Origin of the sequence: Azospirillum tabaci (assembly GCF_014596085.1) — a bacterium.
In the GTDB taxonomy this organism is placed as follows: domain Bacteria; phylum Pseudomonadota; class Alphaproteobacteria; order Azospirillales; family Azospirillaceae; genus Azospirillum; species Azospirillum tabaci.
The window spans coordinates 124,482-139,884 of sequence record NZ_JACCJY010000016.1 but is presented as its reverse complement, the minus strand read 5'-3'; the positions used below and the strand labels follow the sequence as shown (position 1 = coordinate 139,884).

General features: G+C 65.2%; 10 protein-coding genes and 1 pseudogene. 4 read left to right on the top strand and 7 right to left on the bottom strand.

The genetic code is table 11. The features are described 5' to 3' along the window. Window positions 1–42 precede the first annotated feature (42 nt). The 4 genes and pseudogenes from H0B54_RS15765 to tnpC form a co-directional block, all read right to left on the bottom strand. Entirely contained in the window at window positions 43–1,113 is a 1,071-nt protein-coding gene (locus H0B54_RS15765) for an NAD-dependent epimerase/dehydratase family protein (protein ID WP_188261112.1), read from the bottom strand. A 65-nt stretch (window positions 1,114–1,178) separates the two neighbouring features. Then, complete coding sequence (locus H0B54_RS15760) at window positions 1,179–2,258, bottom strand: NAD-dependent epimerase/dehydratase family protein (RefSeq protein WP_188261111.1); 1,080 nt, start codon at window positions 2,256–2,258, stop codon at window positions 1,179–1,181. Between the two features lie 144 nt (window positions 2,259–2,402). Further along, window positions 2,403–3,866: a DapH/DapD/GlmU-related protein gene (locus tag H0B54_RS30250; protein WP_188261110.1), complete on the bottom strand. Its 1,464-nt coding sequence runs from the start codon at window positions 3,864–3,866 to the stop codon at window positions 2,403–2,405. 169 nt (window positions 3,867–4,035) lie between these two features. After that, window positions 4,036–5,353, bottom strand: a pseudogene (gene tnpC / locus H0B54_RS15750) (IS66 family transposase). A 250-nt stretch (window positions 5,354–5,603) separates the two neighbouring features. On the opposite strand from tnpC, the gene asnB reads away from it, so the two are divergent. From asnB to H0B54_RS15730, 4 genes are all read left to right on the top strand, one after another. Beyond that, window positions 5,604–7,292, top strand: a complete 1,689-nt coding sequence (asnB, locus tag H0B54_RS15745; protein WP_188261109.1) for an asparagine synthase (glutamine-hydrolyzing) — start codon at window positions 5,604–5,606, stop codon at window positions 7,290–7,292. Then, window positions 7,289–9,835 carry a glycosyltransferase gene (locus tag H0B54_RS15740; RefSeq protein WP_188261108.1) on the top strand — a complete coding sequence of 849 codons (2,547 nt, stop codon included), beginning with the start codon at window positions 7,289–7,291 and terminating at the stop codon, window positions 9,833–9,835. The genes asnB and H0B54_RS15740 overlap by 4 nt, the downstream gene beginning before the upstream one ends. A gap of 40 nt (window positions 9,836–9,875) precedes the next feature. Further along, window positions 9,876–11,393, top strand: a complete 1,518-nt coding sequence (locus H0B54_RS15735; protein ID WP_188261107.1) for an N-acetyl sugar amidotransferase — start codon at window positions 9,876–9,878, stop codon at window positions 11,391–11,393. 64 nt (window positions 11,394–11,457) lie between these two features. Continuing rightward, the gene (locus tag H0B54_RS15730) at window positions 11,458–12,129 is read left to right on the top strand and encodes a TylF/MycF/NovP-related O-methyltransferase (RefSeq protein WP_188261106.1); all 672 of its coding nucleotides are present in this window, start codon (window positions 11,458–11,460) and stop codon (window positions 12,127–12,129) included. Window positions 12,130–12,156: 27 nt separating this feature from the next. Here the strand turns inward: H0B54_RS15730 and H0B54_RS15725 are convergent, their stop codons facing one another. The 3 genes from H0B54_RS15725 to H0B54_RS15715 are packed head-to-tail and all read right to left on the bottom strand — an operon-like array spanning window position 12,157 to window position 15,312. Then, entirely contained in the window at window positions 12,157–13,074 is a 918-nt protein-coding gene (locus H0B54_RS15725) for a class I SAM-dependent methyltransferase (protein ID WP_211109393.1), read from the bottom strand. A gap of 46 nt (window positions 13,075–13,120) precedes the next feature. Beyond that, window positions 13,121–14,233: a DegT/DnrJ/EryC1/StrS family aminotransferase gene (locus tag H0B54_RS15720; protein ID WP_188261104.1), complete on the bottom strand. Its 1,113-nt coding sequence runs from the start codon at window positions 14,231–14,233 to the stop codon at window positions 13,121–13,123. After that, on the bottom strand, window positions 14,230–15,312 hold the full coding sequence (locus H0B54_RS15715; RefSeq protein ID WP_188261103.1) for a Gfo/Idh/MocA family protein: 1,083 nt from the start codon (window positions 15,310–15,312) through the stop codon (window positions 14,230–14,232). Before H0B54_RS15715 ends, H0B54_RS15720 begins: the two co-directional genes overlap by 4 nt. Window positions 15,313–15,403 lie beyond the last annotated feature (91 nt).

Below are 15,403 nucleotides of genomic sequence, written 5' to 3'. Positions count from 1 at the left end.
CCTTCCACCGCTCCCTGCGGATCGTCATTCTCAGGCCAATCATCACTGGCGGGCGAACCGGTCAGCCATTTCGGCGTGCATCTCGGCCAGGATGCCGTCGATGTCGCGGGTCAGCGACCAGTCCGGATAATGCTCTTGAAAGCGCCGGATGTCGCTGATCCACCAGATGTGATCACCGATTCGGTTGGTCTCGTCGTAGCTCCAGACCATCGAACGGCCGGTAAGTTGCTCGGCCTTGGCAATGGCCTCCGCCATCGAGCAGTTGGAATGGCGACCGCCGCCGATGTTGTAGACCTCGGCGCTGCGCGGCTTCTGGAAGAAGTGCCAGAAGGCGTTCACCAGATCGAAGGAATGGATGTTGTCGCGCACCTGCTTGCCCTTGTAGCCGAACACGCGGTAGGGCGTGCCGGTGACCGCGCATTTCATCAGATAGGCCAGGAAGCCGTGGAGCTGAGCGCCGGAATGGCCCGGCCCGGTCAGGCAGCCGCCGCGGAAGCAGGCGGTCTTCATGCCGAAATAGCGCCCGTATTCCTGCACCATCACGTCCGCGGCGACCTTGGAGGCGCCGAACAGGCTGTGCTTGGTCTGGTCGATGCTCATGTCTTCTGGGATGCCGTGTTCGGCCCAGGGGTGGGACGGGTCCAGCTCCCAGCGGGTCTCGCGCTCCACCAGCGGCAGGGCGTTGGGTGTGTCGCCGTAGACCTTATTGGACGAGGTGAAGATGAAGGGCGCGTCCGGGCAATGACGCCGGGTCATCTCCAGCAGGTTCAGCGTGCCGTTGGCGTTGACCGAGAAGTCGGTGAAAGGCTCGCGCGCCGCCCAGTCGTGGGAGGGTTGCGCGGCCGTGTGGATGACCAGCGCGATGGCCGAGCCGTAGCGCGCGAAGAGCGCGTCCATGGCGTCCTGGTCGCGGATGTCGGCCGTGATGTGGGTGTAGGACGGATGTCGTTTCTCCAGCCGTTCCCGGCTCCAGGTCGTGCTGGCCTCGTCGCCGAAGAAGTAACGCCGCATGTCGTTGTCGACGCCGACGACGCCAAAGCCCTTTTCCGCAAAGAACCCGACGGCTTCGGCGCCGATCAGCCCAGCCGACCCAGTGACAATGAGGACGGACATCTCGCTTCTCCTTATGTGTTCTTGGCCGTGGCGGCGACATTTCTTGTGTGCTTTCCGGCACGGCGTCAGCGGAGAACAGGTTCCAGGACATGGCGATGGTCGCCGAGCCATTGGAAGATGTCGTCGAGGATCATGTCCACCGAGCGGGTCGGAGTCCATCCGGTGGCTTCGGTGACGGCCGTGTTGTCGGTCACGTACCAGGGAATATCCGCCGGCCTAGTCTCGGGCGTCGACGCCACGGCGACGCGACAATCCACGCGGAGTGCGCAGGCGTCCGTCAGCTCGGCCAGCGACGTGCTGTTCGCCAAGCCGCCGCCGACGTTGAACACCTGCCCGCGGACGTGATCCATACCGGCGATCTGCCGGCGAACCAGGTCAAACAGATCATCGACATGAAGAATGTCGCGCACTTGGATGCCTTCGCCCCCGAAGCCGGAATAGCCAAGCGGGCCACCGAAGAGATGGCGGGCTGCCCAGAGCACAACGAATCCCTGATCCACCTTCCCCATCTGCCAGGGGCCGGTCAGGACCCCGCAGCGGTTGACGACGGAACGAAGCCCGTAGAGCGCCGCGTACTCCTCGATCAGAAGTTCCGAGGACAGCTTTGTCGCACCGTAAAGAGAACGGCTGCCGCGCATCGGGAAATCGACGGTGATGCCACGGGCCGACCATCCGGTGCCCGCGGCTCCGTCGCGGATGACCAAGCGATCGCCGCGCCGCTCCAGAGGCAATGCGCGCAGGCTGTCGATCGGATAGACGCGGCTGGTGGACAGGAAGATTATGTCGCCGCCGCACCGGCGCGCCGCATCCAGGCAATGGACTGTGCCGACGAGGTTCGTGTTCACGAGGTAGGAGGGGCTGCCGTCGTAGCCAGCGTGGACGGATGGTTCGGCTGAGCATTCGATCAGGAGATCGAAACGGCCGGCTTCGGCAAGATCCTCCGGATTGCGGATGTCGCCATGCTGGAAGGCGACACCCGCCTTGGACAACCGCTGCAGCGCCAGTTCGGATCCACGCCGCTTCAGGTTGTCGAGGCAGAGGATGCTTGCTCCGTCCAGATGGTGGGCCAGCCGCACAGCGAGATTCGATCCCACGAAGCCGGCACCGCCGGTGATCAGGATCCTATACGGGCGAGACGCAGACATGAAGGGACGGTGTCCTTAGGAGCAGTGCCGGCCTTGAGCGTGCGCACCGCCGTCGAAGCGTATGCGGTCCGCAACAATGTGGTGGCATTGGTAAATAAAGCTTCAATTTTGCACGGCACGCTGCGCCGCTCGCCCGTTGTCCGTTCAACGGTTGATTTCCTCCAGCCGGTCCGGTCCTGTCTCCATGTAGCGCCGCCCTTCGGAAGGGCAGGTCAGGTTGGGGCCGAGACGGTGCCCGGCATGCGACATCCAGCCGATGCGCCGCGCCGGTACACCGGCCATCAGGGCATGGGGAGGAACGTCGCGGGTCACGACCGCGCCGGCGGCGATGAAACTGTAGGCGCCCAGCGTGACGCCGCACACGATCGTCGCATTGGCGCCGATGGACGCACCCCGCCCGACGAACGTGGTCCGGAATTCGGTCTTGCGTTCGATCTCGGCCCGGGGATTGATGACGTTGGTGAACACGCAGGACGGGCCGCAGAAGACGCCGTCCGACAGTTCGACGCCCGGATAGATGCTGACGTTGTTCTGTATCTTGCAGCCATTGCCCACCGTCACGCCGGGGCCAATCATCACGTTCTGCCCGATGTTGCAGTTGCGGCCGATGCGCGCGCCGGCAAGCACATGGGTGAAATGCCAGATGCGCGTCCCCTCGCCGATCTCCGCGGGGGCGTCCACCCAGGCGCTTTCATGGACGCTGACGCCGGGAATCGTGGTGATCCTTCCCGTCCGGGCGTGCCTATCCCCTTCGCCAGCCGCGCGTGCGGCGTCCATCACGCGCAGGACCGGCATCGCGTCGGTGGCGTCGGTCAGTGGGCGCGATCCCTGCCGGACGACGTCAAGGAAATGCGCACAGGCCCGGTGGATTGCGCTTTCCGGGCCGACCGGCGCGGGAGCGCCGTCCTCGTCCCCATCCTCGCGCATCGGGAACAGCCGAAGCGCCCGGTGCGGCTGGGCGTTCCAGTCCAGGACCGCCCGCCGGCGGTCGCCGGCCACGGCGAACAGGTCGTCGCGCGCGTTTAAGAGCGTGGTCGCCGTCACCTCCGCCGTTTCCCCCGACGGGAAATCGAGAAGAACGGTGACCGCAGCCGGCAACATTCGCGAGGCGGTGGTGACGACACGGGCCTGGACCGTGGAGGGATCCCGCCCGACCAGCGCCATCACCGCGCCGATAGCCTCGTGACAGGCGGTCCAGGGATCGCTCCCGTCTCCACACGGCCGGAGGGCGGTGATGTGCCGCAACCGGCCGAGCGCGCCTTCCGCTTTGAGCGCTCTCAGCCGCAGGAAGGCGGGGGCGTACGCCCAGCGGTTCCAGACGCATAGGAACAGACCACGCGCGTCCGCCTCCCGTGCAAGCGCTTCGAGTGTTCCAGTCGACACCGCCGACGCTTCCATCATGACGTGCTTGCCGGCCGCGAGCGCGTGACGCGCCAGATTCGCTCCCGTGGCGGGCGGAGTGACGATGACGATGCCTCGCACATCCGGATCCGCGCATGCGTCCGGCCCTGGGGAGGCAAGGGCTGCCAGATCGGTCAGGGCTGCCGCGATGGCGGAGGCCTCCTCGCCATGGCTCGATGAGATCAGGGCAATGCAGCCACGCGGCATCAATCTATGCTCCATGCTGTGTCTGGATCATGCGATATACGGCAGAGGGCATGTTTTCCTTTCGAGAAAGCAAGGTCGTTTTCTCCCCGGAAAGATATTTTTCTTCTGTGCCAAAACATTCAGGAGAATATTTCGATGTAATTTCTTACGTGGCTGGCAACGCTGGTGTTCAGGCGACGGCAAAAGTGCCATCTACGAGGACGCGGATGGCGTTCCAGGCGGACTGGCCTTGCAAGCGGGCGGTTCCGGTGACAGATCGATAACCGGCATGGATCCCCAGCCCCCAGCTTGATCGGAACCCGTCCGTGACCTTGCGGAAGATGACGAAGGGTCGGATTTCCTGTTCGCTGGCGTTGTTGGTGGGCGGGACGCGGCGGTCGGCGAGGAATACGAAGAACTTGCCGCGCCACGCCTTGATCTGGCGCTGCAGGTCGCGTCCGGCTGGATGGGCGGCGGGAACGCCGAGCAGGGCATTGAGCCCGTGGCCAGCCCTGGCGGCATAGGCGGCGAACGTGCTGTCCTTCAAGCTGGGGCGTCGCTTGCCGATGCGGATGGCCCAGCGCAGATGGTCGCGGATTTTGGGAGCGACGACGGTGTCGCCGCAGTCGATGGCGTACTGGACGTCGCGCAGGACATGGGCGAGGCAGACCTGATGAAGGTGGGCCAACTCCTGCTGCCTGGCGTAGCGGTCCGACACCCAGATCTCCGGCCGATAATCGCCGAGAAGCTGTTCCGCCACGCTCCGAGCCCGGCTGGAGACGATATCGTGCAGCACGCCCTTGTCGGAATGGAGGACCCACTGCCACTGGGTGGCGCCGTTCACCCGCGTGGTGGTTTGGTCCGATGCGATGACCGGCGCCGTCAACAGCTTGGCCTTGATCGCTGCGCGGGCCGTGCCGAACGCTGCCCCCATCCGCCAGAAGCTGTTGGCGATGGCGCCTTCGGAGATGGTCAGCCCGAACAGTTCCTTCAGCATCCGCGACAGCCGCTCGAAGCCGACGTGATGGCTGTGGTGAAGGTAGGCCAGCAACGAGTGGATTCCCGGCCCGGTAGCGCCGCTCGCAGCCGCCGCAGCGACCGCCGAACAGTTCCACCCGTGTCACCACCGGGCGGATGACCGGAAGGTCGATGTGATCGTAGCGATGCCGGCAGCGCTGGAACATCGCCGACACCACCATCCCGCAATGCGGGCAGGACTCGGCAAACCGGCGCTCCGCCTTGTCCGGCTCCTCGCTCAGCGGACGCGACACACCGGGACGGGATGGCCGCGGCTTACGCCGACGCTTGGCCGCCGCCTTCGAGCCGGGGCGACCGAGGCCATCCTGTGACGGCGGCATGTGGGAGTTCGACGACGTCTTGCGCGGCTTGCCGACCAGCGCCTCGAGTTCCGTGATCCGCGCCGCCAACCGCTCGATCAACGCCGCCTGCTCAAAAAGCAGGGCGTCCTTCTCAGCATCACTCAGGCGGTGGCGCGGCGGTTTTTCCATTCGGACGTTGACTCATATTCAACGAGGTGGCGCAACCCATTTCGCCAGCCCCGTGAGCAGTTACATTTCGATTTCATTTTCGTTGAGCGGCATGGAATGCATGATGGAATTCATAGGAACGAACCGGCAGAAAGTTCATTTTAATATAAAGTTAAGCAATAAGGGGGCATAGGATTCGTTTCTGCAATTTTGTCCCTCGGCGATTGCCCCCGCAGCCCCTTTTTCCTGATGGCCTGAGTCGGTCCTGTCCATGTGCGCTATCGCAGGCTTCCTTCATCGTACCCAGCCGGCCGATCGCGGCGCCTTGTCTCGCCTGACTGATGCCATGGCTCATCGTGGCCCGGACGGGCAAGGGCTCTGGCTGGAAGGGCCGGTCGGGCTGGGGCACCGCCGCTTGGCCATTCTCGACCTGTCCGATGCCGGCCGCAATCCCATGGGGTACGGCGGCGAGGACGGGCAGCGTTATTGGATCGTCTATAACGGCGAAATTTACAACTACCTTGAACTTCGAAGCGTGCTGCAGGCTGCGGGGCACCGCTTCCGGACGGCTACGGACACGGAGGTCGTGGTCGCCGCCTTCGACCAGTGGGGGCTGGATTGCCTGCCGCGTTTCAACGGAATGTGGGCGTTCGCGATCTGGGACCGGCAGGAGCATCGCTTGGTGCTGGCGCGCGACCGGTTCGGCATCAAGCCCCTGTACTACACGCAGGACGACGAACGGTTCGTCTTCGCCTCGGAACTCAAGGCGTTCGCCAGCCTCGACGGGTTCACCCGGGCGCTGGACGGGGAGCAGGCGGCCGCCACCCTGGATGGGTTGAACGCTGCGGAGGGAGAAGGGCCGCGGACGCTGATGGCGGGTGTCCTGCGACTGATGCCTGGCCACGCCATGGTCGTCGAGCCGGACAAAACCCTGCGGGTCACGCGCTGGTGGGAAACCCGCGACCATGTTCCGGCTGTCCCGGAACGCTACGAGGAGCAGGTGGAGGCTTTCCGTGCCCTGCTGGTCGACGCTGTGCGCCTGCGGCTGCGAAGCGACCGGCCGGTTGGGGCAAGCCTCAGCGGCGGCGTCGACTCCGGCGCGATTGCGTCCGTGATGGCCATGCTGCGCAAGGAGACCGGGAGCGACGTGCACGCCTTTGTCGCGACCTTCCCCGGCACGGAACTCGACGAGCGCCCCTATGCGGACGCCGTCGTTGCCGGCGGCGGCATCACGCCGCATTACTGGGCCTTCGAACCGCAGGGTGCCCTCTCGGATGTTCTCGACAGCATCTGGGCCATGGAAGACGTGTGGAGCACCATCGCCGTTCCCATGTGGAGCCTTTACCGGGAAATGCGCCGTCGCAACATCACGGTGTCGCTGGACGGCCATGGCGGCGACGAGCTGCTGTGTGGCTATCACTGGTTCCTCGACTGGCCAATGGGCGTGGTCAATGACAACCTGTACCGCGCGGTGCATGTCGATCCGCTGCCGGCCATCCTGCGCAATTTCGACCGTTGCTCCATGGCGCATGGCGTCGAGGTCCGCATGCCCCTGCTGGACTGGCGCCTCGTGTGCTTTGCATTCGGCCTGCCGCCTGCCGCCAAGGTCGGCGGCGGCTACACCAAGCGCATCCTGCGGGATGCCATGGCGGGGATCATGCCGGAGGCCGTGCGTCGCCGCCGCTCCAAGCTGGGGTTTAACAGCCCGATGGTGACTTGGTTCAACGGCGCTTTGCGTCCTCTCATCCGCACAGTGCTGGACCATCCGCTGTGGTTGGAAAGCCCGTGGTGGGACGGTCCCGTCCTGCGGCGGGAGATTCTGGACCGGAGCGAAGCCGGAACCTGGACGAGCGAGGATTGGGACGGCGTGCTGCGGCATTGGACACGCATGAACCTCGTCCTGTGGCGGCTGCTCTTCGTGGAGGGGGAGCGCCTCGACCGTCTGCGGTGGGCCTCATGAAGCTGTTGCAGATCAACACCTTCTATGACGAGTACCTGCGCACGTTCTATCGCGCGCAACCGTGGCTGAGGGCCGCTGCTCCGGAGAAGCAGCGGAACGCCCTGCTGGCTGACGGCTTCAGTGCCGCGCACATCCTGGCGCCCTGGCTTGGACGTCACGGATACGAGGCGGATCTCCTGATCGCCAACGCTTGGCAGGAGCAGGCCCGCTGGGCGATCGACCGGGCGCTGACGCCGCCGTTTTCACGCCAGGACCTGATCGCGCTGACCGCCCGGCGCATTGAGGATGCTCGTCCGGATGTCCTGTACATCGTCGATCCGATCATGTTCGACAGCCGCTTCCTCCGTGCGCTGTCGTGGAAACCCCGCCTCGTCGTCGGCTGGCGTGCTGCGCCGATTCCCACGGATGCCGACTTTTCCGAGTACGACGTCATGCTGTCCAGTGACGATGGCTTTGCCCGTCAAGCCCTGGAGCATGGCGCCCACACCACCGAGCGTTTCCGGCCGGGCTTTCCATCTTGGATAGCCGAAGCGGTCGCTGAAGAGCCGAAGGCTTGGGACGTCGTCTTCGCCGGCCAAGTGTCGCCCGACCACCGGACGCGGCTTCGGCGGCTGACGTCCGTGGGCAAGCTGCCGTTGCGGTGGTCGCGGGAGGTCGGCGTTCGCTATCGTCTTCTGTGCGGTGCGCCGGACGACCTGCCGGCCGCCGTCCACATGCATGATGGGGGGCCGGTGTGGGGCGTCGCCATGCACCGCTTCCTGCGCAGTGGCCGCATCGTCTTCAACGTTCACATCGATTCTGCCGAGCAGGCCGGCCAGAATATGCGGATGGTCGAGACCGTCGGAACCGGCAGTTTCCTGCTGACGGAGGATGGGCCGGGCGTGCGGGCGCTGTTCGAACCGGGTCGTGAAATCGAGGTGTTCCGCGACGGTTACGAACTGCACGACAAAATCCGCCATTACCTGGACCATCCGGAAGACCGGGAGGCGATCGCCCGGGCGGGGCAGAGGCGCTGCCTTGTGGAACATTCCATGGAGCGGCGGGCGGAGGAATTCGACGCGATGCTGCGTCGTGCCTTGGCGCGCGCCGCCAACGGTGCGCGCACGTGGGGGGGCAGTGGTTCCGATCACACGGCAAGCGGCCTCGGCGCGCTTGCGGCCGGGCGCCCCATGGCCGCGTTCGGGCATCTGTGCCGGGCGGCCGCCCACTCCACGGACTTGGCCCTGAGGGGCGCTCTTGCCGCCGCAGCAGCGGGCCTCGGCGATCTGGACGGGGCCGAGGCGGAGTTGCGGCGGCTGGCCGGGGAGCGGCCCGGCGACCCGGCCGTCGCCGATGCTCTGGCCCGAATCGCCGCCACGCGGTGCATGGCGCCCATTTCCGTGGCGCCGCACCCCGCCGGTTCCATGACCGACCTCCTGGTCGTCACCGGAGTCAATCCGGGCGAAGGGGGAGCCGGGGCCGCGCTTGCCGGGATCGTTGCCGCTGCGCAGTACGGGGGCCGCCGTGTTTCCTGGCTGAAGCCGGGGCCGGTGTCCGACGACTCAGATCTCGATGCAGCACTTCTCTCCGGCGTGCCGGTCCTGTTGTTCCACCCCCAACTCATCGGGTTTGCCCGCACGCTGTCCGTGATCGAACGGAGCGCCCGGCCGCCGCTGCTCTACCTGCTGGACTCCAGCTTTTTCTGCGTTCGCAGCTACAACCACCGGACCGGGGAAACGGGGGCCTGCACGGCCTGCCTGGGCGGTGCGACGGAGTGGGCAGAGGCCAACGGCTGCCTTCCGTTTCCGGTGTCCAACCCCGACGCCGTGGCGTGGATCGACCGGCTGCGGCCGCTCGTCCGGGCGGGGCGCGTGCGGCTGCTTGCCCAGAATGCCCGGCAGGCCGCGTTGGCGAGGTCGCAGTTCGGTGAGGCGGTTCCCATTCCGGTCATCGGCATGTGGACCGAGGAACTCGGGCGTTTGCTTGCCCCGGCTTCTCCCGGCCCCCCGCCAGCCCCGGATGACGCGCACACCGTGGTGTTCCATGGTACCGACCATCCGGCCAAAGGCGCGCGGTGGAGCGTGGAGGTAGCGCGACATGCGCCGCGCCTGCGTTTCCTGTTTCCATTCGGGGTGCCGCTCGCTTGCGATCCACCTGGGAATGCGGTTTTTCAGCCCGCCCGCTGGGACAACGGGCTGGCCGATGCGGTGGCTCGCTCCGCCATGACGCTGGTTCCCTCGCTCTGGTCCGCTCCCATCGAAGCCGCGCTGGTGAAAAGCCTGGCGTGCGCACCGGCCGTGGCGGTGTGCGGCAATCCGACAGCTTTCTCCGATGAATTGCCCGGCGACCTCGTGCTTCGGCTGCCGCCGGATCCGGGTGCCGCGGCCGTCCTGCTCGAAGAGAAGGTGCTGAATGGCTGGAGACCCGCCGACACAACCCGTGCGGACTGGCTGATGCGCTTCCGGCGGGACAACGCCGGCATGGCCAACGCGGTTTTCGATGCGGGGGCGCAAGCGACGGCCGTGATGCCAGCTTGCAGGTTGCCCTTCCTGCATGGCCGATGATGGCGCCGGTTCTTGACCATCTCTCGGGAGAAGACGCACCATGACCATAACGACGCCCGGCGTCTCCAATTACCAAATCTGCGTGCGTTGCGTGATGGACACCTCCGACACGCACATCCGCTTCGACTCGGCCGGCGTTTGCAGCTATTGCCATGGGTTCGACCGTGCGGTGGTCCACGAAGGCCGCCTCGGCGAGGACCCGCACGGTATCCTTCCGCGCAAGATTGCAGAAATCCGGGCGGCGGGGGCCGGGCAGGACTACGATTGCATCGTGGGGCTCAGTGGTGGGGTGGACAGCACCTACCTTTTGCATTGGGTGGTGACGCAGGGATTGCGTCCGCTGGCGGTGCATGTCGACACAGGCTGGAACACGGATCTGGCCCAGCGCAACATCGAGATGGTCCTGCGCAAGCTTGACCTCGACCTGCACACCGAAGTCATCGATTGGCAGGAGATGCGGAGCCTGCAATTGGCCTTTCTCCGCTCGGGGGTTGCCAATCAAGACGTTCCCCAGGATCACGCGATCTTCGCCAGCCTATTCCGGGTGGCGCAGGCTCACGGCATCCGCTATCTGATCAACGGCTTCAACCGCGCGACGGAAAGCGTGCTGCCCCGCGTCTGGGGGTACGACAACCTCGACGCCGTCCAGATCCAGGCCATCAACAGGTTGTTCGGCGATCGCCCCTTGCGGACCTACCCATTGCTGAGCTTTATGGAGGCGACCGCCATCACCTGGGGCTATCCAGCGGATCTGCGGCTGGAAACGCTGTCGCCGCTCAACTTCATCCCCTATGTCAAGGAGGAGGCGACCGCCTTCCTGGAGCGGGAATACGCGTTCCGGCGCTATGAGGGCAAGCATGGCGAATCGCGGTTCACGGTGTTTTTCCAGAATGCGCTCCTGCCGCGCCGGCATGGGTATGACAAGCGGCGCGCCCATCTGGCCAGCTTGGTCCTGTCCGGACAAATGGCGCGAAGCGAGGCGTTGCGGCGGCTGGAGTTGCCCCCCGCTCCCGACTCCGAAATCCATCGGCAGACCCAGTATGTCCTGAAGAAGCTGGGCCTTTCGGAGGCAGAGTTCCAAGAGATCATGGCCCGCCCCGCCCGTGCCTTCATGGATTATCCGTCAGCCTACGACGCCAAGGTGGTCATAGGCTGGCTGTTGTGGCATTCGGACATGCCCTGCGGTGCGATCGACGAGGAGATCCTGAAGGTTGATTCGGCGCTCCTCGGCATCGAGGACGAGGCGGCCCTGCGGGCCACTCTGCGGAAGGATGCCCCGATCCACATCTACGGTGCGGGCGTGCATGGCCGGACGCTGCTGGAGATGTTGCGTGCGAGCGGCTACGACAACGTCGTCGGCTTCCTTGAAACGGAGCGGTCTGGCGAGGAGGCCGGATTGCCGGTACAATCGCTTCGCCAATATGTTCCGCTGCATCGGGCGACACACCAGATCCTCATCGCATCCGTGGGGTCGCGTTTTGCCATAGCCCGGACGCTGGCCAGGGCAGGGATCTCAAATTTCCGCTATTGTCACCGCCTGTTCGTCGCCGAGGGCTGAGGCAGAGCCGTGTGTCGGGCGGGGCGTGTCGTGCCGGCCGGGCGGCGTTCAACAAGGGAATGCAATGATCGACCTTCCTGATTTCGAGAAAGCCTTCGCTTACGAGAATGACTTCTACTTGACCTGCCAACCGAGCCGGATCGCCAAGGCGATCGCGCATTATGAGGCCTTCAAGATGATACGGGATGTTCCCGGCGTCATTCTTGAGTGCGGCGTGTTCAAGGGAGCGTCATTCGTTCGTTTCGCCGCCTTTCGCGAGATGTTTGGGGGCGCCGAATCCCGGCGGATGATCGCGTTCGACACCTTCGCGGAATTTCCCAAGACGGGTTATGCGGACGATCAGATGTTGCGGACGGGATTCATCGCTGCCGCTGGTGCAAGCAGCATTTCCGACCGGCAGCTGATGGATGTTCTGCAGCGCAAGGGCTGCGCCCGGAATGTCGAGTTGATTGCCGGCGATATTCTGGAAACGGTGCCGGCGTTTGTCGAGCGCAATCCTGGCCTCAAGATCGCCCTTCTGAACCTCGACACCGACGTCCTCGAACCGGCGCGCATCGTGCTTGAGCATCTCTATCCGCGCATGTCGCGGAACGGCGTCGTTCTCTTGGATAATTACGGAGTGTTTCCGGGCGAAACCGCGGCCATCGACGCCTGTTTCGCCGGTATGTGGGCCGATGGTGGGGGCGTCCGGCGTTTTCCCTTCGCTGCCACGCCGTCCTACATGGTGGTCGGCTGATCGCCCAGAATAGCGTCCTTGCGGGCACTACCCTTGAAGGCGCACGTGGGCGACCAGCGTGTCGGTCCGATCGAGTGCGTCCAGCGTCGCGGCATAGGCGTTGTGCAAGGCCTCGCCGGCAAGCTCGCTCCACAGCGCGTGCCCGCCCGGACGCCCGTGCCGAAGCCAATGCAGATGATTTGCGACGGGATAGCGCTGATACCCGGTGATGGTCACGTCGGTGTACCCGGCTGCGCGCACGAGCGCTTCCAGGCTCTCGCGCGTGTGCAGGACGAGATGCTCGCTCCATAGGGTGAAGCGGCGGAATGCCTCGCAATCGTACAGATCGAGCAGCGCGTCGCGTGCGTGGGGCACTTCGATGACGAGTTGTCCGTCCGGCGCCAGCCGTGCCCTCAGATCCGCCAACATTCGTTCCGGCTCCAGCAGATGCTCGAACACGTGGAACAGGGTGATCGTATCGAAGCGGCGGTCTCCCAACTTGGTCAGGGAGCCAACCACATGAAGGCCCCGCCGTGTCGCCGCGCCGCGCTGGGTCGCGTTCGGTTCGACACCGACGGCCTCCCGGGCATCGGAGTGGAGACGATCGAGGACGCCGCCCCGTCCGCAGCCGACGTCCAGCCAGCGGCGCCCCCGGATGAAAGCGCCGAAATCCGCGGCGCGCCGGGCGCTGTCGTCCAGTTCTGCTGGCGTGAGAACGCTGTCGCCGTCCTGGACCGCGAAGGCGCCGTCCTTGCCCTCGTAGTGTGCGAGATTCATGTGATCAGTGCGCGCCAGGAAGATGACGCCCGACCGTGTGCACCGGAGAACGGTGACGTCGTCGCGGTCGCGGACGCGGGGGTGATAAGGAATCACCGCGTCGCGGTCGATGACCCCCAAGGAGGCCAGCCGTTCGGCGATCGGGTTCTGAAGGCGGGGTGTGGCCGGACGGTCTTCTTTCCCTGGCATCGGGTCCATGGCGTTACGGATAGAGTATCGGGGAAGGCTTGCTGTGTCAGGGACGGGCTGTCCCCAGGAACGCGTCGCAGACGCGGTGAGCCTCGTCCTCGGTGAGGGAACCGCACAGGGGCAGGCTCATCACCCGGTCTGCCGCCGTTTCCGTCACCGGCAGGCTGCCGGTGCCGTAGCCCAGTCCGTCGAAGGCCGGCTGCCGGTGCAGGGGCACCGGGTAATGCACACCGGTGTCGATGCCCTGGCGGCGCATCGCCTCCATGGCATCCTCGCGGTTTGACGTCTCGACGACGTAGAGATGATAGGCCGGCAGGGACCCTGCCCTCGGCTCCAGCACCTTGAAGCCATGGGCTTTCAGGCGCTCGTCATAGAGCGCGGCGAGCGACCGGCGCCGCGTGGTCCAGGCGGGCAGATGGGCCAGCTTGGCTTCGAGGACTGCCGCCTGGAGATCGTCCATGCGATGGTTGTAGCCAACGATGTCGTGCACGTATTTGGAACGCCGGCCGTGGTCGATTAGGCGCGACACGCGGTCCACGACCGTGGCGTCGCGCACGACGATGAAGCCGGCATCGCCGTAGGCCCCCAGATTCTTGCCGGGGTAGAAACTGAAGCAGCCGGCGTCTCCGAGCGCTCCCAGGAACCGTCCGTTCAGGGTGGCGAGATGGGCCTGCGCGGCGTCCTCGACCACCTTCAGCCCATGCCGGGCAGCGATGGCCGACAGTGTGTCCATGTCCGCGGCCGCGCCATAGATATGGACTGGAAGAATGGCCCGTGTCCGCGGGGTGATGGCGGCTTCCACGGCCGTGGGATCCAGGGTGTAGGAGGCCCGCTCGATGTCCGCGAAAACCGGTGTGGCGCCGACATGGCGAATCGCTTCTCCGGTGGCGAAGAAGGTGTGGGCGCTGGTGACAACCTCGTCGCCGGGGCCGATGCCCAACGCCTCCAGTGCGATCGACAGGGCGGCCGTTCCGTTGCTGCATCCACTGCCGTGGCGGGCGCCGATCGCGGCAAGCCAAGCCGTCTCGAACGAACGAACGGCGGGGCCCTTGATGAATTTCTGGGACGCAAGGACAGCGGCGATGCCGCGCTCGATCTCGTCCTTCACCTCAAGGAACTGACGGTGGAGATTGACGAGCGGGATGGAGATTTCGGTCATCGGCGGAGGCCGAGGCGGCTGTGCTGAGGGCGGAAGCGCAGGCGCACTTCCTGACCGCTGAAGATCGATTCGTAGATGGCAGAGATCAGCTCAAGCGACTTCCGGCCTTCCAGCCCGTCCACGAGCGCCTTCGCGTCGTTCCGGATGCAATCGACCACATGATTCAGATAGGTCCTGTGGCCGAAGCCGTAGACGTCCGGCGGCATGGTTTGGTAGCGCTCGAAAACCTCCGCATCTTCCGCGCTTGCGTTGGCGAATTGCCAAGTACGGACTTCATTCACGGCAAAGCCGGCGATCTCGACCGTTCCATGCTCGCCCAGCAGCGACAGGGATCCTTCCAGATCCTTGGGGCGCGCTGCCGTCGTCGCCTCTACGATGCCTATGGCGCCGTTGCGGAAACGGATCACCGCGACCCCGGTGTCTTCGGTTTCAATGTCCACGAAGGCGGTTCGCGCGGTCGCGTACACGCTTTCCGGTTCGCCGAGAAACCATTCCAGAAGGTCGATGTGGTGGCTCGCCTGGTTGGCGAAGACACCGCCGTCGTCCGCCCAGGTTCCACGCCACGCATCCTGGTCGTAGTAGCGTTGATCGCGCCGCCAGCGAACGCGCACCGAGCCCATGGCGATCCGCCCGAAGCGTCCGGCTTCGAACGCTTCCCGCATTTTCATGACCGGGGGATTGAAGCGGTTCTGCTTGACCACGAACAGCTTCACCCGTGCCAGATCGCAGGCGCGAATCATCGCCTCCGCGTCGTCGAGCGTCAAAGCCATCGGCTTCTCGACCACGATGTGCTTCCCATGGGGGGCGAGCGCGATGCACATCGGCGCGTGATTGCCGCTGGGCGTGAGAATCGACACGACGTCGATCGCATCGCCTATGGCAGCCATCATCGCCTCCGCGCCGGTGAAGGCCGGGACGTTGTAGGCGTCTCCATAGGCTTTGGCCCGTTCCGGCGCCGTATCGCAGACGGCGACCAGCCGGGCATCGGCGATCTGGCCGTTGGACAGCAATTCGGCATGCTTGCGGGCAATGCGGCCGCAGCCAACAAGAGCAAAACCAAGAGGTTTCGGGAGCGGCATCGCTGGGAGCACTCACTGGAAAAAGTGGCTGCGATCTTGGTCGCACATTATTGCAGAATCGTAAATAGCCTTCCGCTTCCAGTAAAGTTCT